General features: G+C 71.8%; 16 protein-coding genes. 11 read left to right on the top strand and 5 right to left on the bottom strand.

The genetic code is table 11. From position 1 onward, the window contains the following. The first annotated feature begins 205 nt into the window (after window positions 1–205). The 8 genes from ACIPWA_RS08430 to ACIPWA_RS08395 all read left to right on the top strand — a co-directional run bounded on the left by ACIPWA_RS08430 (window position 206) and on the right by ACIPWA_RS08395 (window position 7,954). Entirely contained in the window at window positions 206–1,054 is an 849-nt protein-coding gene (locus ACIPWA_RS08430; protein ID WP_400289416.1) for a TIGR02569 family protein, read from the top strand. Then, window positions 1,047–1,577, top strand: a complete 531-nt coding sequence (locus ACIPWA_RS08425; protein WP_400289415.1) for an NUDIX domain-containing protein — start codon at window positions 1,047–1,049, stop codon at window positions 1,575–1,577. The genes ACIPWA_RS08430 and ACIPWA_RS08425 overlap by 8 nt, the downstream gene beginning before the upstream one ends. Before the next feature lie 206 nt (window positions 1,578–1,783). Then, entirely contained in the window at window positions 1,784–2,704 is a 921-nt protein-coding gene (locus ACIPWA_RS08420; protein WP_400289673.1) for a cold-shock protein, read from the top strand. Window positions 2,705–3,100: 396 nt separating this feature from the next. Further along, a complete protein-coding gene (gene dnaK / locus ACIPWA_RS08415; protein ID WP_191805354.1) occupies window positions 3,101–4,981 on the top strand; it encodes a molecular chaperone DnaK in 1,881 nt (626 codons plus the stop codon). Next, window positions 4,978–5,613: a nucleotide exchange factor GrpE gene (grpE, locus tag ACIPWA_RS08410; protein WP_400289414.1), complete on the top strand. Its 636-nt coding sequence runs from the start codon at window positions 4,978–4,980 to the stop codon at window positions 5,611–5,613. The genes dnaK and grpE overlap by 4 nt, the downstream gene beginning before the upstream one ends. A gap of 239 nt (window positions 5,614–5,852) precedes the next feature. Then, entirely contained in the window at window positions 5,853–6,866 is a 1,014-nt protein-coding gene (locus ACIPWA_RS08405; RefSeq protein ID WP_400289413.1) for a DnaJ C-terminal domain-containing protein, read from the top strand. Window positions 6,867–6,943: 77 nt separating this feature from the next. Continuing rightward, the gene (locus ACIPWA_RS08400; RefSeq protein ID WP_068627637.1) at window positions 6,944–7,438 is read left to right on the top strand and encodes a heat shock protein transcriptional repressor HspR; all 495 of its coding nucleotides are present in this window, start codon (window positions 6,944–6,946) and stop codon (window positions 7,436–7,438) included. A 207-nt stretch (window positions 7,439–7,645) separates the two neighbouring features. Further along, window positions 7,646–7,954, top strand: coding sequence for a DUF1540 domain-containing protein (locus tag ACIPWA_RS08395; protein WP_056644890.1), 309 nt, complete (start codon window positions 7,646–7,648; stop codon window positions 7,952–7,954). 129 nt (window positions 7,955–8,083) lie between these two features. Here ACIPWA_RS08395 and ACIPWA_RS08390 read toward each other — a convergent pair whose 3' ends face one another. After that, entirely contained in the window at window positions 8,084–8,851 is a 768-nt protein-coding gene (locus ACIPWA_RS08390; RefSeq protein WP_400289411.1) for a hypothetical protein, read from the bottom strand. A gap of 218 nt (window positions 8,852–9,069) precedes the next feature. On the opposite strand from ACIPWA_RS08390, the gene ACIPWA_RS08385 reads away from it, so the two are divergent. Continuing rightward, complete coding sequence (locus tag ACIPWA_RS08385; RefSeq protein ID WP_400289410.1) at window positions 9,070–13,065, top strand: sigma-70 family RNA polymerase sigma factor; 3,996 nt, start codon at window positions 9,070–9,072, stop codon at window positions 13,063–13,065. Window positions 13,066–13,069: 4 nt separating this feature from the next. Here ACIPWA_RS08385 and ACIPWA_RS08380 read toward each other — a convergent pair whose 3' ends face one another. The 4 genes from ACIPWA_RS08380 to upp all read right to left on the bottom strand — a co-directional run bounded on the left by ACIPWA_RS08380 (window position 13,070) and on the right by upp (window position 17,052). Further along, on the bottom strand, window positions 13,070–14,155 hold the full coding sequence (locus ACIPWA_RS08380) for a glutathione S-transferase family protein (protein ID WP_400289408.1): 1,086 nt from the start codon (window positions 14,153–14,155) through the stop codon (window positions 13,070–13,072). A 44-nt stretch (window positions 14,156–14,199) separates the two neighbouring features. Then, window positions 14,200–15,084: a DUF8094 domain-containing protein gene (locus ACIPWA_RS08375; RefSeq protein WP_139107760.1), complete on the bottom strand. Its 885-nt coding sequence runs from the start codon at window positions 15,082–15,084 to the stop codon at window positions 14,200–14,202. 313 nt (window positions 15,085–15,397) lie between these two features. After that, on the bottom strand, window positions 15,398–16,078 hold the full coding sequence (locus tag ACIPWA_RS08370) for a winged helix-turn-helix domain-containing protein (protein WP_056644905.1): 681 nt from the start codon (window positions 16,076–16,078) through the stop codon (window positions 15,398–15,400). A gap of 338 nt (window positions 16,079–16,416) precedes the next feature. Continuing rightward, on the bottom strand, window positions 16,417–17,052 hold the full coding sequence (upp, locus tag ACIPWA_RS08365; RefSeq protein WP_056644908.1) for a uracil phosphoribosyltransferase: 636 nt from the start codon (window positions 17,050–17,052) through the stop codon (window positions 16,417–16,419). Between the two features lie 171 nt (window positions 17,053–17,223). Between upp and ACIPWA_RS08360 the strand changes: the two genes are divergently transcribed. Beyond that, the gene (locus ACIPWA_RS08360) at window positions 17,224–17,655 is read left to right on the top strand and encodes a nucleoside deaminase (RefSeq protein ID WP_030153537.1); all 432 of its coding nucleotides are present in this window, start codon (window positions 17,224–17,226) and stop codon (window positions 17,653–17,655) included. A 182-nt stretch (window positions 17,656–17,837) separates the two neighbouring features. Then, window positions 17,838–19,781 carry a glycoside hydrolase family 5 protein gene (locus ACIPWA_RS08355; protein ID WP_400289407.1) on the top strand — a complete coding sequence of 648 codons (1,944 nt, stop codon included), beginning with the start codon at window positions 17,838–17,840 and terminating at the stop codon, window positions 19,779–19,781. Window positions 19,782–19,795: the final 14 nt, after the last annotated feature.

Raw genomic sequence — 19,795 nt, 5'->3', positions numbered from 1 at the left:
GCGTCACCGGACATTACGTGCAGACCGGGCGACTCGCGCGTCGGGAGCGATCACGACGGCCGACGTGGCGGTGGGCGGTGGGCGGCGTTCGGTGCCGAGCATGCGGTTGTCGTCGTGATCCGGCGGGTTCTGGACGGCAACCGCATGCTCGACCCACGACAACCGCATGCTCGTCGCGCAGCCGGCTCCTGGGTAGGGTCGTCCGGTGCAGCCACCGAGCGAGGTCCTGGAGGAGTTCGGCGCCGTCGGCCCCGCGGTGAGGCTCGACGGCGGGCGGGGCGCCGCGTGGCGCGCAGGCGACCTGGTGCTCAAGCCGCTCGACGTGCTCCCGGCCGAGCTCGACTGGCTGCGGCGCCACGCGCCGGCGGGCAGCGACGACCTCCGGCTGAGCCTGCCCGCGCGGAGCCGGACGGGCGAGCTCGTCGTCGACGGCTGGACCGCGTTCCTGGTGCTCCAGGGCGAGCACGTCGCGGGACGGTGGGCGCAGATCGCCGACGTGGCGTGGCGGTTCGCGGAGGCGTTCGACGGCGCTGAGCGGCCGCCGTTCCTCGACGAGCGGACGCACGCCTGGGCTCGTGCGGACCGCCTCGCCTGGGGCGAGGACGCGGTGGAGGTGCCCGACGACGTCCCGCACCTCCCGGCGCTGCTCGCGGCCCGGCGGGTCGTCGCCGAACCGTCGACGATCGTTCATGGCGACCTCACGGGCAACGTGCTGTTCGCCGCCGGCCTGCCGCCTGCGGTCATCGACCTCACGCTCTACTGGCGGCCCGCGCGGTACTCGGTGGCGATCGTCGCCGTCGACGCCGTCTGCTTCGAGGGAGCGCCGCTGTCTCTCCTCGAGACGATCGACCCGGGGGAGGGCTTCGCCCAGCACCTCGTGCGCGCGCTGCTGTTCCGGATCGCGACGGACTGGTTCAACACGCTCCCGCTCGATGCGCACGACGTGTACGCGGCGACCGTGGAGCGGGTGCTCGACCTGGCGTCGCAGGGGCGCCGACCGTCGGGCAGGTCTGGAGTGCGGCCCGCGCCGCTGCGAGGATGCGTGGATGGCTGACGCGGAGACGTGGGACCTGCTCGACGAGCAGGGCAGTCCCACCGGGGAGGTGCACCGCCGAAGCGACCCGGGATGGCCCCTGGGCCGCTTCCACCTCATGGTGGCGACGTGCGTCGTCCGGTCCGACGGCCTGGTCCTGCTCACACGTCGCGCCGCGACCAAGACCTTTCCGTTCGCGTGGGAGATCCCCGGCGGCAGCGTGCTCGCGGGCGAGACCGGCGTTCAGGCGGCCGTGCGCGAGGTGCGCGAGGAGACGGGGCTCGTGATCGACGGGGAGGCCCTCACGCGGGTGGGCAGGGGGCCGCTGCCCACAGCGTTCCTCGACGTCTACGTCGCGGCCGTGCCCGGTCGCCCGCGGCTGGTCCTCGACCCGGCCGAGGTCGACGACGCAGCGTGGGTCAGCTGGGCCGAGGTCGAGGCGCAACGCGCCGCAGGAGGGATGCCTGCGCCCTGGGTCGGGAGCTTCGCCCCGCTCTGGCCCGAGCTCACGCGGGTTGTCGCGGAGGTGGCAGGCCGAGGGTGAGCCGCCGGGCCACCGAGGCGCGACCGGTCCACGAGCCAGTCGGTGGTGCAGGGGATCGGGGGAAGGGCGCGGTGGTGCGTCGGTCGTGGCCATGGCCGCACGTTCGGGCCTCGACCGGGTCGAGGGTCGAGGGACCCAACGGTCGGCGGTTCCGACCGGGGGGACAATAGGAGACAGCAATGTCTACCGAGATAGAGGAGTCCCCAGTGCCCCAGGGAACTGTCCGATGGTTCGACGCCGACCGAGGGTTCGGATTCATCGACCTCGGGAACGACGCCGAGGACCTGTTCGTGCACGCGTCGGAGATCGTCGGAGACGACGGAACGAGGCTGCTCCGGGAGGGGCAGATCGTCGAGTTCGAGATGGGCGAGGGCGACCGCGGCCCGCAGGCGCGTCGTGTCCGTGTCACAGGCGACCGGGCGGCAGACGCGCCCCTGGGCGTGCTGGGCACCGTCACCTGGTACGAGCCGACCAAGGGCTACGGCTTCGTCACGCCCGACGGCGGCGGCGCCGAGATCTTCGTGCACAGCTCGGCCATCGTCGGTGGCGGTGTGGTCTCGGAGGGGCAGCGGGTGGCGTTCCTCATCGTCGACGGGGAGAAGGGGCCGCAGGCGGACCACCTGCTGCCGCTCGCGGCCGAGGCCGCGCGGCCCGCGTCGGACGGCGCCGACGGCACCGTGTCCTGGTACGACGAGGTCAAGGGCTTCGGGTTCGTCGCGCCCGACTCGGGTGGCGGCGACGTCTTCGTCCACGTCAGCGCGCTCGGCTCGGGACTGACCGAGCTCTCCGAGGGCGATCGTGTTACGTACGACGTCGTCGACGGTGACAAGGGCCCCAACGCCCGCAACGTGCAGCTCGCGCGCGGCGGCGCGCGCGGCGCAGACCGCGGCCGGTCGAACGGCCCCGGGTCGTCCGGCGGGCCCGTGCGCGGCGGCGAGGGCACGGTCGCTCGCTACGACGAGGAGCGCGGCTTCGGCTTCATCACCCCCGATGACGGGGGCCTGGACCTGTTCGTGCACGTGTCGGTCGTGCGGGGTGACGAGGTCCTGGAGGAGGGCGACCGGGTCCGGTACAAGGTGCGTCAGAGTGACCGGGGACCGCAGGCGGACGCCGTCGAGCTGGTGTGAGCCGGGTGAGGGCGCCGCGAGCGGGGGGATGAGCGGCTCCAGGCGACCGGCCCCCTCGAACGACCACGGCGACCACCCCTCGCCGTGGTCGTTCGCGTGCGACACGACCTGCGTCGCCTCCTGGACGAGCCGTTCGACCCTGGGAATACTCCCCTCCAGGCCAAGGTTGAGCCTAGTGGACTCAAGTTCACGCCCCCGCCGCTTGCGTAGCGGCACGGACCGGCATAACTTGAGTGAGGACGACTCAACCGGCAGCCGGGTGGCGACACCCATCACCGGGCAGGGGAAGGTCCGGGCGAGCGCGCCACGACGCGCCGTCGGGCAGTGAACCGCCACGGGCTGCCGATCGAACGACACACACGTAGCAGCACACAGCAACACAACGGAGGCACGAACATGGCACGAGCGGTCGGAATCGACCTGGGCACCACCAACTCGGTGGTTGCCGTCCTCGAGGGTGGGGAGCCCACCGTCATCGCGAACGCCGAGGGCGCTCGCACGACCCCGTCGGTCGTCGCGTTCTCGAAGACCGGCGAGGTCCTCGTCGGCGAGATCGCCAAGCGTCAGGCGGTCACCAACGTCGACCGCACCATCACGTCGGTCAAGCGCCACATGGGCACCGACTGGTCGGTCGAGATCGACGACAAGAAGTACAGCGCGCAGGAGATCTCCGCGCGTGTGCTCGGCAAGCTGAAGCGCGACGCCGAGGAGTACCTGGGCGAGCCCGTCACGGACGCGGTCATCACGGTCCCGGCGTACTTCAACGACGCCGAGCGCCAGGCGACCAAGGACGCCGGGCAGATCGCGGGCCTCAACGTCCTGCGCATCGTCAACGAGCCCACCGCCGCCGCTCTGGCCTACGGCCTGGAGAAGGGCAAGGAGGACGAGCTCATCCTCGTCTTCGACCTCGGTGGTGGAACGTTCGACGTCTCCCTCCTCGAGGTGGGCAAGGACGAGGACGACTTCTCGACCATCCAGGTCCGCGCGACCTCGGGCGACAACCGCCTCGGTGGTGACGACTGGGACAACCGCATCGTCGAGCACCTCATCGCGCAGGTGAAGAACAGCTCGGGCGTCGACCTGTCCAAGGACAAGATCGCGCTCCAGCGTCTGCGTGAGGCTGCCGAGCAGGCGAAGAAGGAGCTCTCGTCCGCGACGAGCACCAACATCTCCATGCAGTACCTCTCGATGAGCGAGAACGGCCCCATCCACCTGGACGAGAAGCTCACGCGCGCTCAGTTCCAGCAGATGACGCAGGACCTCATCGACCGGACCAAGGCGCCGTTCCACGCCGTCATCCGTGACGCAGGCATCTCGGTCAACGACATCGACCACATCGTGCTCGTGGGTGGTTCCACCCGCATGCCCGCCGTGACCGAGGTCGTCAAGGAGCTCACGGGCGGCAAGGAGCCCAACAAGAGCGTCAACCCGGACGAGGTCGTGGCCGTCGGTGCCGCGCTGCAGGCAGGTGTCATCAAGGGCGAGCGCAAGGACGTCCTCCTGATCGACGTCACCCCGCTGTCCCTGGGCATCGAGACCAAGGGTGGCGTGATGACCAAGCTCATCGAGCGCAACACGGCCATCCCGACCAAGCGCAGCGAGGTCTTCTCGACCGCCGAGGACAACCAGCCGTCGGTGCTGATCCAGGTCTTCCAGGGTGAGCGCGAGTTCGCCCGCGACAACAAGCCGCTGGGCACGTTCGAGCTCACGGGCATCGCCCCGGCCCCGCGCGGCCTGCCGCAGATCGAGGTCACCTTCGACATCGACGCGAACGGCATCGTCCACGTCGGCGCCAAGGACCGCGGCACCGGCAAGGAGCAGAAGATGACCATCACCGGTGGCTCCGCGCTGCCGAAGGAGGACATCGACCGCATGGTCAAGGAGGCCGAGGAGCACGCGGCCGAGGACAAGAAGCGTCGCGAGGAGGCGGAGAACCGCAACCAGGCCGAGGCGTTCGTGTACTCGACCGAGAAGCTCGTCGCGGAGAACAAGGAGAAGCTCCCCGCTGAGGTCGTCACCGAGGTCGAGGCCGACATCGCGTCGGTCAAGACGGCGCTCGAGGGCACCGACGCGGAGGCCGTGAAGTCGGCCCACGAGAAGCTCCTGGCCTCGAGCCAGAAGATCGGCGAGGCGCTCTACGCCGCGGCGGAGCAGGAGCAGGCCGCGGGCAACCAGGGCGCGGCTGACGCCGACGCCGCTGCGGCCGCCGGAGCCCCGTTCGCGCCCGACGAGGACATCGTCGACGCGGAGATCGTGGACGAGGACGACAAGAAGTGACGAGCGACGCCCAGGGCCCCGAGGAGCTCGGCTCCGAGGACCAGCCCTTCCACTTCACGGACAAGCGCAAGGTGACCCCGGAGGGGCAGCCCAAGGAGGCTGCCCCCGAGGGGGCCGACGCCGGCTCGGCAGGGAACGAAGCCGAGCAGGACCCGCTGGCGGGGCTCGACTTCGAGCCCACCGGCGAGGCCGGGGACGACGCAGCCCTGCTGGCTGCGCAGTCCGAGGCGGCGGCCCACCTCGACGCGCTCCAGCGCGAGCGGGCCAGCTTCACCAACTACCGCAACCGGTCGCTGCGTGACCAGGAGGCCGCGCGCGTCAAGGGCGTCGAGGACGTCCTGGCCGCGCTCCTGCCGGTCCTCGACGACATCGACCGGGCCCGCCAGCACGGCGAGCTCGACGGGCCGTTCGTCGCGATCTCCGAGAAGCTCGACGCGAGCCTCGCGAAGTTCGGCATCGAGCGGTACGGCGTCGTGGGCGAGGAGTTCGACCCGAACGTCCACGAGGCGCTCATGCACCAGGTGGACCCGCAGGCCACGTCGGCCACGGTCAACATGGTCATCGAGCCGGGCTACCGGATCGGCGAGAAGGTCGTGCGCGCCGCGCGCGTCTCGGTCGTCGGGCCGGAGTAGGACGGTCGTGGGTGCCCGGTCCTCCGGGGCCGGGCGCCCACGTTCCCGGATGCCCGACGACGGAGCGCACCTTCCACGCGAAGGTGACGCTCCGCCGTCGGGCAGGCCGGGAGAGCAGGTCCCCCGGGGCCTGACGCACGACAGAACGACAGAACGAGCGAACGACTGAACGAACACCAAGACTTCAGAGACGAGACGACCACCGGCCCCCGGCCGGTGACACCACGAGAGGAGGCGCCTTGACCGGTCAGGACTGGATCGAGAAGGACTTCTACGCCGCGCTCGGCGTCCCCAAGGATGCCGACGACGCCGCGATCAAGAAGGCGTACCGCAAGCTGGCCCGTACCTACCACCCCGACCAGAACCAGGGTGACGCGAAGGCCGAGGCGAAGTTCAAGGAGATCGGCGAGGCCTACGCGGTCCTGTCCGACGCCGAGCAGCGCCAGCAGTACGACGCGATCCGTGCCATGGCCGGCGGGGGCGCCCGCTTCTCCGCAGGAGCCGGTGGACCGGCCGGTGGGGCCGGAGGGTTCGAGGACATCTTCGGCGGCATGTTCGGCGGCGGCGGCGGTAGCGGGGGAGGCCGCGTGCGGTACTCCACGCAGACCGGCGGAGGCGGAGGCTTCGAGGACATCCTCGGGTCGATGTTCGGCGGCGGAGGAGCCCAGACGGGCTTCCGCCCCAACGCGGCAAGGCCGCAGGCCGGTGCCGACGTGCACTCGTCCGCGACGCTCGGGTTCCGGCCCGCCGTCGAGGGTGCGACCGTCACGGTCTCGACCGAAGGTCGCACCGTCACGGCCCGCATCCCTGCCGGTGTGCGTGACGGCCAGAAGATCCGCCTGCGCGGCAAGGGCCGTCCGGGCGTCGCGGGCGGAGCGCCGGGCGACCTGGTCATCACGGTGCACGTCACGCCGCACCCCGTGTTCTCGGTCGACGACAAGCACAACCTGCGGCTCACGGTCCCCGTGACGTTCGCCGAGGCCGCGCTCGGCGCGACCATCGAGGTCCCGCAGCTCGACGGCAAGCCCGTCAAGGTCAAGGTCCCCGCGGGCACGCCCTCCGGGCGCACGCTGCGCGTCAAGGGCAAGGGTGTCAAGACCGCCAAGGCCACCGGAGACCTGCTCGTCACGATCCAGGTCGTCGTGCCGCAGAAGCTCTCGAAGGCCGCCAAGGAAGCGGTCGAGCAGCTCGCGGCAGCGACCGACGGCGAGAGCGACGTGCGTTCGGACCTGTTCGGACGCGCCGCGGAATAGCAGGACCCGCGCTCGACGAGGCCCCGCAGGCCTCGTCGAGCGCCACCCCCAGGAGCAGAATGGTGAGAGGAGGACGCATGGTCAGGAAAGAGTCCGGAGCGGCAGCGGCACAGGTGCCGTTCAACGCGTACGACGACGCCCCCGTGCTCGCCATCTCGCAGGCGGCGGCGCTCGCAGGGATGCACCCGCAGACCTTGCGCCAGTACGACCGGCTGGGGCTCGTGACCCCGCGCCGCACCATGGGGCGCGGGCGCCGGTACTCCCAGCGCGACGTCGCGAAGCTCCTCGAGGTGCAGCGGCTCTCCCAGGAGGAGGGCGTCAACCTCGCCGGGATCCGCCGCATCCTCGCGCTCGAGGAGCAGGTCGACCGGCTCGAGTCCCGGCTCGACGCGCTCTCGGCGCGGCTCGAGGGCGGGCGAGTCTTCGCCGCGGGGGTCAGCGGCGACGTGGTCATGGTCCCTCGCGGACGACGGGTCCGGCGAGGCAGCCCGGAGGACGCCGGGCGAACCGTCGCAGGGCAGGGCACGGAGACCCGGGCACTCGTCCTCTGGCGGCCCGGGCGCGGGGACTGACCGCGCCGAGACCCGCGTCGCGACGCGAGAGATGCCGAGCCGAACGCGATTCCCTTCGCATTTACGCGCGGTTCGTGTGACGTAAAAATGGCGGAATTCCGCCGAAGCGAGTGAGGCCTTGCTTCCTATACAAGGGCTGCATCAAGGAATACCGTGAAGGAAATGCACGGTTGATCTGCCCCTGTCCCTCGAGCAAGGAGAAGTCCCATGAGCAGCCTGATGGAGTTGCCCCAGGTCGTCGAGTGTTCGATCGACGGCTGCGGATACAACCACGAGCACGGCTGCCACGCCGGTGCCGTGACGATCGCCGCCCACGGCGGCGAGGCCGAGTGCGCCACGTTCATCCCGCTCACGGCCAAGGGCGGCCTCGAGAAGGTCATCGCCCACGTCGGCGCCTGCCAGCGCGGGGAGTGCGCCCACAACGAGTCGCTCGAGTGCAACGCCTCCTCGATCCGCGTCGGAGCCGGCCCCCTGGGCGCCGACCACGCGGACTGCCTCACCTACGCTCCTCGCTGAGCGAGTCCCAACCCCTCGCGCGACGTCCCCCCATCGCGCGATCCCCCCTCGACGCCCTCCTCGTCCCTCGCCGGACGACGGGGCGTCGAGGTGTGTCCGGGGACGCGGCACCTCGCGGGGGAACGTCTCTCAGCGCCCGAGCGCCTGGAGCAAGGACGCGGCTCCCGCGTGAGCGGTCGGGAGCGGCTCGACCCAGACGCGCGGAGGGCGCCGGAGCACCGCGGTGACGCCGTAGGAGAGCGCGGTGCGCTCGATCCGGTGCCGCAGCTCGGAGCGCAGCGGCTCGAGGTCCGCGCCGCGCTCGCACAGCGCGGCGTAGACGCCCCCGCCGAGCGTCGCGACGGGATGGCCCGTGCCGAACACCTCGGTGAAGATCTTGCCCATCGCTGCCGCGCGCGCGACCTTCTGCCAACCGTCGATCCGGTCGACCGCGACGTCCACGAGCAGCAGGCAGTGGGTGCGGGACGCGGGGCGCCCGCTGCGCTCGCCCGCGCCGTACGTCTCGCGCAGTCGTTGCACGAGGTACTCGGGGGTGGCCAGGCCAGAACGCGGGTCGGTCGTGAGCGGGACCAGGAGGCTCGGCTCGTTGCCTCGGACCCAGCCGGTGCTCAGAGCGCGCAGGGTGTCGAGCTCGGGCTGGGTGCCCCAGGCGCCGAACAGGCACGCGAGGTCGTCGATCGTCTCGCCCATGCTGATGCCGACGTGCCCCCGCGCCTCACCGAGCCGGTCGGCGGCAGGGGCCGTGGGGCGTCCGTCTGTCAGTGCCTCGGCCAGTGCCTCCACCGCAGGGTGGTACCAGTCGCCGGGGCGCAGCCAGACGGAGCCCATGCTCGCCGCCTGCCACTCGGCGAGCAGCGAGTCGACGGCTGGCTGGGGGTAGCCAGGTCGTAGGTCCATACCCATGAGACCCCTCAGGCCGACACTCATGACGCGATACCGACCGAGCACTTTGGTTTCATCCGCTCGGAGGTCCGGGCGGTTCGCGAGGATCGCCCCTCCGAGGATAGGACAAGCAACGCATATCGCCCGTGAGACGTTGAAAACACTGGGGTTCGTGACGTCTACTATGAGCGAGAGGAGCCTCAACTGCACGAGGCGCAGTCAGGGGCGAGGGAATGACCCAGGTCGAGACGTACGCGGACGGCGCTTCGACGAGCGACGCCGAGCTGATCACCGCCGTGCGCGGTGGTGACCACTCCGCGTTCGGTGCGCTCTACGAGCGGCACGCTGCTGCCGCCCGTACCGTGGCGCGCCAGTACGTCCACTCGTCCTCGGACGCGGACGACGTGGTCTCCGAGGCGTTCGCCAAGGTCCTCGGCATCCTGCAGACCGGCGGGGGACCCGACGTCACCTTCCGTGCCTACCTCTTCACGGTCGTCCGGCGCCTCTCGTACGACCTGGTCAACGGAGTCAGGCGCACCCAGCCGACCGACGACGTCGAGACCTTCGAGACCGCGTTCGGCCCCATGGCCTCGACCGAGGACCCGACGCTGCAGGGCTTCGAGCGGTCGATCGTGACCAAGGCCTACCGGGGCCTGCCCGAGCGGTGGCAGGCCGTCCTCTGGTACACCGAGGTCGAGGAGATGAACCCGGCTCAGATCGCGCCCCTGCTCGGGCTGTCGGCCAACGGAGTCTCGGCCCTCGCCTACCGTGCGCGTGAGGGCCTGCGTCAGGCCTACCTCCAGCAGCACCTGACGGGAGCGGCGAGCGAAGGGTGCGAGGTCGTCAACCCTCTGCTCGGCTCCTACGTCCGGGGAGGGCTCGCGAAGCGGGAGAACGCCAAGGTCGACGCGCACCTCGAGGGCTGTGGCGAGTGCCGAGGCCTCGTGCTCGAGCTCGGAGACGTCTCGCACGGCATGCGTGCGGTGATCGCGCCCCTGGTGTTCGGGGTCGCGGGACTCGGGCTGGTGGGGCACGCGCTCCCGGTCGTCGGGGGCGGTGCCGTCGCCGGCGGTGCGGGCGGAGCCGGCGCGGGTACCGGGGCCTCGGCGAGCGCCTCCGGGACGACAGCAGGGACGTCCGGGGGAGCCGCGGCAGGGGGGAGCGGCGCCGTCGGGGCTGGGGGAGGCGCAGCGGCGACGGCCGGGGCCGCCGGTGGAACCACTGCTGCAGGTGCCGGAGCGGGCGGGGCCGTGGCAGCCGCCGCCGGTGCGACCGGAGCCGTCGCTGCCGGATCGGGGGCGGCCGTGGCCGGCGCGACAGGGATCGCCGCCTTCATCGCAGCGTCACCGCTGATCGCAGCGGCCGTCGGCGTCGTGGCCATCGCGGCCGTGGGCGCAGGCGTCGTCGCGTTGAACGGCGGATTCTCGCCCGACACGCCGCCCAGCGCGGGAGCGAGCCCCGACCCGTCCTCGTCGCCGACCGACACGCCGTCCGGATCTCCGACGACCGCACCCACGCCCCCGAGCGCGGACCCCACGTCCCCCGCCAACCTGGCCCCCCTCGAGGAGGGCGACACCGGCTCGACGCCGCTGGCCGCGGGTGGGAACACCGGCGGAGGCGCAGCAGGCGGGACCGGCGGCGAGGCAGGTGGCGGCACAGGTACCGGTGGCGACCTGGCCGGCCCGGGGACGACCATCCCGGCGACCCCCCTCACCCCGGTGGACCCGGCGGACCCGGTCGCCCCGGCACCGGCCTCGCTCGACCTGGCCTTCGCGCCTCTCCAGCTCGCGCCCCGCGACCCGGAGGACCTGACGCTCACGGCCTCGAACACCGGGGGGACATCCGCCCAGGAGGTCGTCGTCGACGTCACGCTCCCGGCCAACGTCTCGGTCGTGAGCTCCACGGTCGTTGCCGGGCGGGGCGTGGTGCCCGTCCTGAAGGCCGCGGCGCTCCCGTGCGGCACGGCCGTGCCTCAGGGCGACGGGACCTCGCTCGTGATCTGCTCGGTCGGCGTGCTGGCACCGGGGGAGAAGAAGGAGCTCGTGGTCACGGTGCAGGCCTCCCGCGGAGGCACGTACAGCTTCGGCGGGTCGGTCCGGGGCAAGGGCCTGGCTCCGGTGACGAAGACCTACGCGCCGGCGCCGGTCCAGTCCTACGGTGCCGAGGTGGACCTTGCGGCGCCCGTCGTGGGAGAGCTGCTCAACCCTGGTGCTTCCGCGGTGCGGCTCTCGGCCCGGAACACCGGTGACGTCGACGCCCACGGTCTGACGTTCTCGGTGGGCAACCTCCCGTCCGGGAGCTCGGCCCGCGCCCTGACACCTGGCTGGTCCTGCGCACCGACCGGGTCGTCGACGACCTGCGCGGCGGGCGAGGGCGCTCCGCTCCCGGCTCCTGACGCGAGCGCGAGCGCCGGACCGGCCGTCGTGCTCGACGTCCAGCTCGTCGCCGACGGGAAGGCCGTGGCCTCGACGAGCAGCCTGACGTTCACGGCCTCGGCGAGCTCCGACGGGAAGTCCCCCCAGGACGCCGCGAGCGCACAGCTGCGGGTCGGCTCTCCGTGGGCCGGCGCGAGCGACGCGATCCCCGCGGGGGGCGGCGCGGCACCCCAGTGCGTCGGCGAGGGCGCGAGCACGGCCTCGGTCGTCCTGGCGGGCGTCACCAACACGACCGCGTACGACGACCTCCGGGTGCGTCTCGACGCTGTCGGTTCCGCGTCGCCCGTGGTCGCGCTGGCCCGCGGCACGAGGGCCGACCTGGCGCTGGAGGACGGGTACCGGTTCCCCGCGGGCACGGCGACCCTGACACTCACGACCACCGTCGCGGGGGCCGAGTACACCCGCACGGTCCCGGCGGGTGAGTTCAAGGCCCTCGACTGCTACCGGGTCCCGGACGGTGACTGGTTGGCCACTGCGACGGTCTCCACGGAGAACGTCGGGGGCACGGTCCGCCTCACGGGCTCTGCGACCAACACGTCGACGACCCCGATGGACGTGTGGATGCTCGCTCCGGCGGGGCTGGGGGACGTCGAGGACTCGGAGAAGGTGACGCTCGCGCCGGGCGCTACGGGCACGTTCACGATCGACACCGGGCGCGCCGCGATCGACGCCGGCAAGGTCAGCTTCCGGCAGTACCGTTGGGTCGAGGACAGCGACCCCGGCGACGGCAAGGGGTACGAGAACCCCGTCCCGCTCGTCGTGGAGTTCGGCAGGGCCGCCATCGCGCCCACGCACCCGGCGCCCGCCGTCGGCCAGTGCGTGTTCGACCCGAAGGCGCACTCGTCGTCGGCCCCTGTGACGCTCACGTTCGACAACTCGGCCTCGACGCTCCCCGTACCGTTCACGGTGACGGGCCGCGACGACCTCGCCCGGACGGTCGCCGCCGGACGGACCGAGACGGTCAGGACGAGCGTCGGTCCTGCGGGCGCGACGTTCACGGTCCTGGCCGACGGCGTCCAGCTCGCGAGCCACGCCGTCGCGGGCGTGAGCTGCTACGTGCCCGACTGGACGGTCAAGGCCTCCGCGACCTCCGGCGTCGTCGACCGCACGGTCCGCCTGACGGGCCGACTGACCAACTCCTCGAACGAGTCGATGCAGGTATCGATGGTCACCCCGTACGGCGCTGCCGGTGCGCCTGTCACGGTCGAGCCAGGGGCCACGGCCACGTTCACCCAGGACACGGGCAAGACCGAGGTCCCCGCGGGGAAGGTCGAGCTCCGGCAGTCGCGCACGGTCGACGGCAAGGCGTACACGAGCACCGCGACCGCAGGCTACGAAGCGGCTCGCTACGTGCCGGTCGTCATTGCCCCCGTCGTCGGTGCGCCCACGGTCGGTGCGTGCTGGTTCGAGGACAACGAGCAGCGCTCGTACCAGCCCGTCACGTTCGTGTACGACAACACCGCGTCGACCCAGGCCGTGACGTTCCACATCGAGGGTTCGGCCGCGGTCGTCCGCGACTCGACCCGCACGGTGCAGCCCGGGACGAGCATCCAGGTCAAGGCGCCCAGCGCGGGTGAGGGCGGCGCGACCTACCGCGTCGTGACCGACGCGGGGACGTCGTGGACCTTCCAGGTCGCCGGGAAGTCGTGCCTGCCCGCCTGGCAGTACGGGCAGTTCTACGTCAAGGGCGACCGCGTCGTGAGCCACGGCACGAACTACGTCGCGACGGTCTCCCATCTCTCCCTCTTCACCCCGCACACCCTCCTGGGGAGTGCGACGTGGGACGCGGAGTAGGCCCTCAGCCGCGCGGCCTCGCGGCCTGGGGCTCGCCGTCCACAGGCACTGCGAGCGGCGCCAGGTGGTAGGAGGCCAGGTCGGTCGCGGCCGTCGGTGCGCGTCCGTCGCCGAACGGTGACCCACCGAGCGCCTCGCGCCCGTGCGGGGTCAGCCATCCCGACAGGTCGGGGCCGTCAGGCACGATCCCGCTCGGGTTGAGCTGCGTGTGCACGCGGTAGTAGTGATGCTTGATGTGGTCGAAGTTCACCGTGTCGCCGAACCCCGGCGTCTGGAACAGGTCCCGCACGTAGGCCCACAGGACGCGGTCCTCGGTGATCTTGTTGCGGTTGGTCTTGAAGTGCCCGTGGTAGACCGCGTCGAAGCGCACGAGCGTCGTGAAGAGCCGCACGTCGGCCTCGGTGATGTGGTCGCCCACCAGGTAGCGGCGCTCCGACAACCGGTCCGACAACCAGTCGAGCCGTTCGAAGAGGATCCCGAACGCCGTGTCGTACTTCTCCTGCGAGTCCGCGAACCCCGCCCGGTAGACCCCGTTGTTGACGTCGAGGTAGACCTTCTCGGCGACGTCGTCGATCTCGTCGCGCCACGCCTCGGGGTACAGGTCGGGCGCGCCGGGGCGGTGGTACGCGGTCCACTCGGTCGACAGGTCGAGCGTGATCTGCGGGTAGTCGTTCGTGACGAGCAGCCGGGACGGGACGTCGACGACCGCCGGCACGCTCACCCCGCCGTCGTCCTCGGGGTCGCGCGCGAGGTAGTGCTCGGCGAGGAAGTGCGAGCCGAGCTCGGGGTCGATCCCGTCACGGTCGAGCGTGAAGCGCCACGACCGGGAGTCCTGGATCGGGTCGACGATCCCCAGCGAGATCGCGCCCTCGAGCCCCAGCAGCCGGCGCACGATGATCGACCGGTGCGCCCACGGGCACGCGAGGCTCGCGACGAGCCGGTAGCGGCCCGGCTCGACGGGCCAGCGCCCTCGGTCGTCGCCCTGACCGCCGGGCTGCGAGGTGCTGCTCGCCGCGATCCGGTCGGTGAAGTGCGGGCCGCGGCGCTTCCAGCCGCGCGGTACGGGGTTCGATCCGGTCGAGTCGCTCATGCTCCGAACCTACGTCGGTGGCCGGGGACGTGCAGCGATCCGGGTCACGGGGCGGGTGTGACGTCCGTCCGGACCGGGCGCAGACCGGACCCGACCACCCGGGACGTGCCGTCGTCGTGCACCTCGACGAGGACCGTGACCGACTGCGAGACCGTCCACCCCGACAAGCGGGCCCCGACGGGGACCGTGCCGATCGTCCCGGTCGTGGGCGTCGGCGCCGTCCAGCCTCCCGTGAGCGCGACGCTCTGCGTGCACTCGACCGACGCCATCGCGAAGATCCCCTGGGTGGACGAGGCCCAGGCCGGGGCGGGCTCCTCGAGCGTGCAGGCGCGCTGCTCGGTCCCGGCGTCGGGCGAGAGGTCGGGCAGGGGGAAGCCCTGGGTGTGCGCGGTCGCGAGCTGGTCGGCATCCGTCACGTCGAGCGTGGGGGCGGGCTGCCCGGTGCTCGCGTACGCGACCACGTCCTGGAGGGCGAGGCCCCCGCGGGCACGCGCGTCGTCGTCGGGCACGACGGCGGAGCCGCCCGAGAGCGCGGGCTGCGGCAGGGCGACGGCCGGGTCGGTCGCCAGCCGGTAGGTCAGCAGCCAAGGGTCGCCCTCGCCCGCGCGCATGAAGAACGTCGACTCGACGTACGCGCCCGTGGTGTCGCCGACCGCCGCGTCGCCCGGTGCGCTCAGCGAGTAGAACCAGTCCGCGGTGCCACGCTCCGGGGCGGCGAGCGTGCCCGCGGTCGAGGTGTAGGGCGCGACGGGCGCGGCCCCCTGCGCGGCCTGCGCGGCGTAGGCGAAGGTCGAGGCGCGCAGGCTCGGCCCCGTCTCGACGAGCGAGAGAGCAGCCGCGTCCCGGGCCGCGTTCGCGGTGTTCCGTGCCGAGGTGAGTCCCGCGAAGAGCGTGTCGGCCTCGGCGCGGGTCGTGACGGGTTCACGCACGGCGACAGAGGGCACAGCCGGTACCGCGGTGGCTCCGGTCCCGGTGCACCCCGTCAGGAGCACGAGCGCGACGCCTGCACCGAGGAGGGCGACGGACGGTCGGGCGGGCGGTGGGAGGACGGGCACGGCGGAGAGGACCTCGCGGGGACGGAACGGATGAACCGGTCCATCCAACCCCGGCCGGACGTCCCGGCCAAACCGGTCGTCGAGGCCCGGACGAGCTCCGGGGTGGTCTCTCGCACCGGAGCCGTGCTGCCGGGCCGCGCCGATCCCCCCACGGAATCACGAGCGCCCGACCCGGCAGCACCTGTCCTCAGGCGGCGTCCCCCGAGCCGCTGAGGACGACGTGGGTCTGCGGGTCGAACCGGTAGCCGAGCCCGCGGACGGTCGTGATGACGTGCTGGAGGCCGAGCTTCTCGCGCAGCCGCCGCACGTGGACGTCGATCGTCCGGCTGCCGTCGCGCACTGCGTCGGCTCCCCAGACGGTCGACAGGAGCTCCTCGCGGGTCACGACGCGGTGCGCCGAGCGGTAGAGGTGCGACAGGAGCTCGAACTCCTTGTACGTGAGGCGCTGGACCGAGCCGTCGACGGTGACCCGCCGACCGACCGGGTCGATCACGACGCGCGGGAACGGCGACAGGGCCGCGAGGCGGTCGCGGAACGCGTTGACGTCTCCGAGCGGGGCCAGGTCCGGTGCCGGGGTGGGCACCTCGGCGCGGCGGGCCGCGCTGCGCCCGCGCACCTTGCGTCGACCGTGGTCGACGAGCGGCTCGTGCGAGTCGGTCGCCGGTTCGGAGAGCGTCAGGGCCGTGTAGGTCTCGGCGGCCGGCAGCCATTCCCGGGCGAGCTCTCCGAGGGCCTCGGCGAGCTCGACGAGCTCGGCCTGCGGGTGCTCGCCCGACGCCGCGTCGACCCCGACGTACAGGACGAACCCGGGGTGGTTGCGGCGGTGCGCGGCGTGGGGCTGGGCGGTCTTCTGGGTCAGCGTGGTCATGCGAGGCTCCGTGGGTCTTCCCGCTCGACGGCGAGGAGCCGGAGCGGCGCCGACGAGGGTCGGCAGGGTTGTCAGGGGACTGAGCGAGTCAGGCCGGACAACAGACGCAGGAGGACATGCTGACGCTCGGGCGCCGGGTGGCACCGCGGAAGCTCAGCGAGGGGGTCACCAGGTGAGCATGGCAGCGGCACCGAGGGGCGCCAAGGGGAAGAACCGAGAATCTCACTCGGTGAGACACGAAAATGGGACGGATGTGGCGCCGTCGGGCATCGTCACGCAGGACGGGGCCGCCAGGTCCTCCCGGCGGCCCCGCTTCGTGCGCTCGGACGACGAACTGGTCAGACGACGCCGTACAGGCGGTCGCCCGCGTCACCCAGGCCGGGCACGATGTAGGCCTTCTCGTCGAGCCGCTCGTCGACCGCGGCCACGACGAGCTGGACGTCGACCCGGTCGCCGATCGCCTTCTCGAGGACCTCGATGCCCTCCGGGGCCGCGAGCAGGCACACCGCCGTCACGTCACGGGCGCCACGCTCGAACACGTAGTCGATCGCCGCGACGAGCGTCCCGCCGGTCGCGAGCATGGGGTCGAGCAGGAACACGTGGCGACCCGTCAGGTCGTCCGGGAGGCGGTTGGCGTACGTGACGGCCTCGAGCGTCTCCTCGTCGCGCTGCATCCCCAGGAAGCCCACCTCGGCGGTGGGCAGCAGGCGGGTCATGCCCTCGAGCATCCCCAGGCCGGCACGCAGGATGGGGACGACGAGCGGGCGGGGCTCGGCGATGCGGACCCCGACGGTCGTGGTGACCGGGGTCTCGACCTCGTGGGGCTCGACCCGGACGTCCCGCGTCGCCTCGTAGGCCAGCAGGGTCACGAGCTCGTCCACCAGGAGGCGGAAGGTCGGGGAGGCGGTGTCCTTGTTGCGAAGGACGGTGAGCTTGTGGGCGACCAGCGGGTGGTCGGCGACGTGCAGGCGCATGGTTCGAGGGTACCGCCCGGTAGCCTCGGGAGCATGGTCCCCGACGACGTCGCCCCCACCGCAGAGCCCGGCCCAGGAACGCCCGGCCCTGCGGGGCTCGACCTCCCCTGGGCGAGCGGGACCTTCCCGCCCGACACGGTCGCGGCCCGCCGCGCGGTCTGGGACGAGCTCATGGGGCTCGCGCTGCACGAGGCGACCCACGCGCTGGCGACGGGCGACGTGCCCATCGGGGCGCTCGTCGTCGGGCCCGACGGGCGTCTGCTCGGCCTCGGGCGCAACCGGCGCGAGGAGATCGGCGACCCCACGGCCCACGCCGAGGTGCTCGCGCTGCGTCAGGCCGCGGCGACGCTCGGCTCGTGGCGCCTCGAAGGGTGCACGCTCGTCGTGACGCTCGAGCCGTGCGCCATGTGCGCCGGGGCGACGACGCTCGCGCGGGTCGAGCGCCTCGTGCTCGGCGCCTGGGATCCCAAGGCGGGCGCGTGCGGCTCGGTGTGGGACATCGTGCGCGACCGGCGCAACCCTCACCGTGTCGAGGTCGTGGGAGGCATCCGCGACGTCGAGTGCGGCGACCTCATCCGGGAGTTCTTCGAGACGCAGCGCTGAGAGGCGAAGCGGGGCCGGCTCGTCCGGAGCCGGTGATGTTTACGTTGCCACGAATGCGGATGTTTACGTTGACATCGGTAATTCGTCACCCTAGCCTGACCGGATCAGGTCGCGGGGCGCGTCCCTCCAACGGTCGGCCGAGCCTCACGAACACGCAGAAGACGAACAGAGAGGTTCGCAGCATGCAACGTCGCATCACGCGGCTCGCCGTGGCACTCGTCACGGTCACGGCAACGATCGGGCTCACGACCACCGTCGTGACCCCGGCGACCGCCACGTCCACCGAGGAGCCCATCCCCGTGCTGACCGGCCCGGAGCTGTCGGCGTCGTGGGACGCGCCGCTCAGCACCCGCGGTCGGTACGTCGTCGACGCCGACGGGGACCGGTTCAAGCTCAAGTCCGCCAACTGGGACGGCGCTCAAGGGCACTGGAACGGCAGCGGCGACAAGAACGATCCCGCCAACCACAACAGCGGTATCAGCTACGACATCCCCATGGGCCTCGACCGGGTGCCGATGGCCACCCTCATGAGCGACTTCCACGGGCTCGGGCTGAACAGCATCCGGCTGTCCTTCTCGAACGAGATGCTCGGCATGACGGCCCCTGTGCCTGACGTCGCCGTGACAGCCAACCCCCAGCTGAGGGGCATGACACCGCTGCAGGTCTTCGACGAGGTCGTCGAAGCGCTCACGGCCGACGGGTTCGCCGTCATCCTCAACAACCACACGACGACGTCACGCTGGTGCTGCGGCGCCGACGACGGCAACTCCAAGCCCTACAGCAGCCAGACGATCGAGAAGTGGATCGGTGACTGGGTCATGCTCACCGAGCGCTACGCCGACAACCCCCGCGTCGTCGGCATGGACCTGCGCAACGAGGTGCGTCGCGACATCCTCGACGACCCCAACTGGGGCATGGGCGACAAGAACGACCTGTACAAGTCCTACCAGCAGGCCGGCATCGCCATCCAACGCGCGGACCCTGACGTGCTCGTCATCATGGAGGGCATCAACTTCCAGGGCATCCCGACCGACGTCACCTTCCACGACCGGCCGCACCTGAAGCCCGTGCGCAACCTGTCCAACACGCTGCTCTACCCCGACAAGATCGTCTACGCCGCGCACATCTACGGGTTCACCGGACCCCAGCACACGGGCGCGACCGGGCTCGGTGAGACCACGGACCTGCGGTACCGCGACATGACGGCGGCACAGCTCAAGGCCTCCGTCACGGAAGCAGCGCTCTTCGTCAACACGACCGGTCAGCACTACACGGCCCCCGTCTGGTTCAGCGAGTTCGGCACCACCGGTGCCGGACAGACGAACGAGAAGGAGAAGGCGTGGTGGGTCAACTTCACCGACATCCTCGTCGAGAACGACAGCGACTTCGCGGCCTGGCCCCTCGTGGCCCACGCCACGGACGACGGCAGCTTCGTCGACACCTTCTCGCTCCTCGCCTACAAGGCCGACGGCACCCGGCTGAGCATCGCCGACGACTGGCGCTACCCGCAGTGGAAGAAGCTCGTGACCTCGGACGGCAAGACCGGTCCCGTCGCTCCCGAGGTGCGCTGGAACATGCTCGGCAGCGGGAGCCACTCGCCCGACACGAACGCCTCGGCCCTCATGAACGACCGGCCCGACTGGGACCCGGGCCGGTGGAAGGGCAGCTGCCCCGACACGCAGCGCCTCGTGGGCGTCGCACGGAGCACCAACCGTGCGCTCTGCACCGACAACCTGCAGCCTGCGCTGACCACGACCCGCACGGTCGTGAGCAACGAGGCGTACGTGCAGGACGACTGGGCGAGCGGCTACGACAAGCTGCAGTGCCCCGCCGGGCAGATGGCCGTCGGCTACAGCCTGACGATCGGCACGGTCAACAAGTGGTCGACGTCGAAGCTGCTGTGCGCGCAGCCCGAGACCGCGCTGCCGTCGAACCAGGGCCGCAACGTCTGGTTCGACCAGGGCGACAACCGGCCGGCAGGCGGCGGCTCGACCGCGAGCGACTGGGCACCCGGCAGCTACAAGGGCCAGTGCCGCGACGGCGAGTACATCGCGGGCGTCGCGTTCACGTGGCGCTGGAACCACGGGGGCACGCCCGACGCGCTGCTCTGCAAGCCGCTCGGCTGATCGACGGCTGAGCA

This window comes from Oerskovia enterophila (assembly GCF_044748475.1).
Lineage (GTDB): Bacteria > Actinomycetota > Actinomycetes > Actinomycetales > Cellulomonadaceae > Oerskovia > Oerskovia enterophila.
Note: the sequence above shows the minus strand (reverse complement) of the source record. Positions and strands in the feature narration are given on the sequence as shown.

Excerpts from the sequence above, each read along its gene's own strand:
- upp (WP_056644908.1), bottom strand. The coding sequence starts at position 17,052 with ATGCGCCTGCACGTCGCCGACCACCCGCTGGTCGCCCACAAGCTCACC.
- ACIPWA_RS08360 (WP_030153537.1), top strand. The coding sequence starts at position 17,224 with ATGGGGCTCGCGCTGCACGAGGCGACCCACGCGCTGGCGACGGGCGAC.
- ACIPWA_RS08370 (WP_056644905.1), bottom strand. The coding sequence starts at position 16,078 with ATGACCACGCTGACCCAGAAGACCGCCCAGCCCCACGCCGCGCACCGC.
- ACIPWA_RS08400 (WP_068627637.1), top strand. The coding sequence starts at position 6,944 with ATGGTCAGGAAAGAGTCCGGAGCGGCAGCGGCACAGGTGCCGTTCAAC.
- ACIPWA_RS08395 (WP_056644890.1), top strand. The coding sequence starts at position 7,646 with ATGAGCAGCCTGATGGAGTTGCCCCAGGTCGTCGAGTGTTCGATCGAC.
- ACIPWA_RS08390 (WP_400289411.1), bottom strand. The coding sequence starts at position 8,851 with ATGGACCTACGACCTGGCTACCCCCAGCCAGCCGTCGACTCGCTGCTC.
- ACIPWA_RS08385 (WP_400289410.1), top strand. The coding sequence starts at position 9,070 with ATGACCCAGGTCGAGACGTACGCGGACGGCGCTTCGACGAGCGACGCC.
- ACIPWA_RS08380 (WP_400289408.1), bottom strand. The coding sequence starts at position 14,155 with ATGAGCGACTCGACCGGATCGAACCCCGTACCGCGCGGCTGGAAGCGC.
- ACIPWA_RS08355 (WP_400289407.1), top strand. The coding sequence starts at position 17,838 with ATGCAACGTCGCATCACGCGGCTCGCCGTGGCACTCGTCACGGTCACG.
- dnaK (WP_191805354.1), top strand. The coding sequence starts at position 3,101 with ATGGCACGAGCGGTCGGAATCGACCTGGGCACCACCAACTCGGTGGTT.
- ACIPWA_RS08425 (WP_400289415.1), top strand. The coding sequence starts at position 1,047 with ATGGCTGACGCGGAGACGTGGGACCTGCTCGACGAGCAGGGCAGTCCC.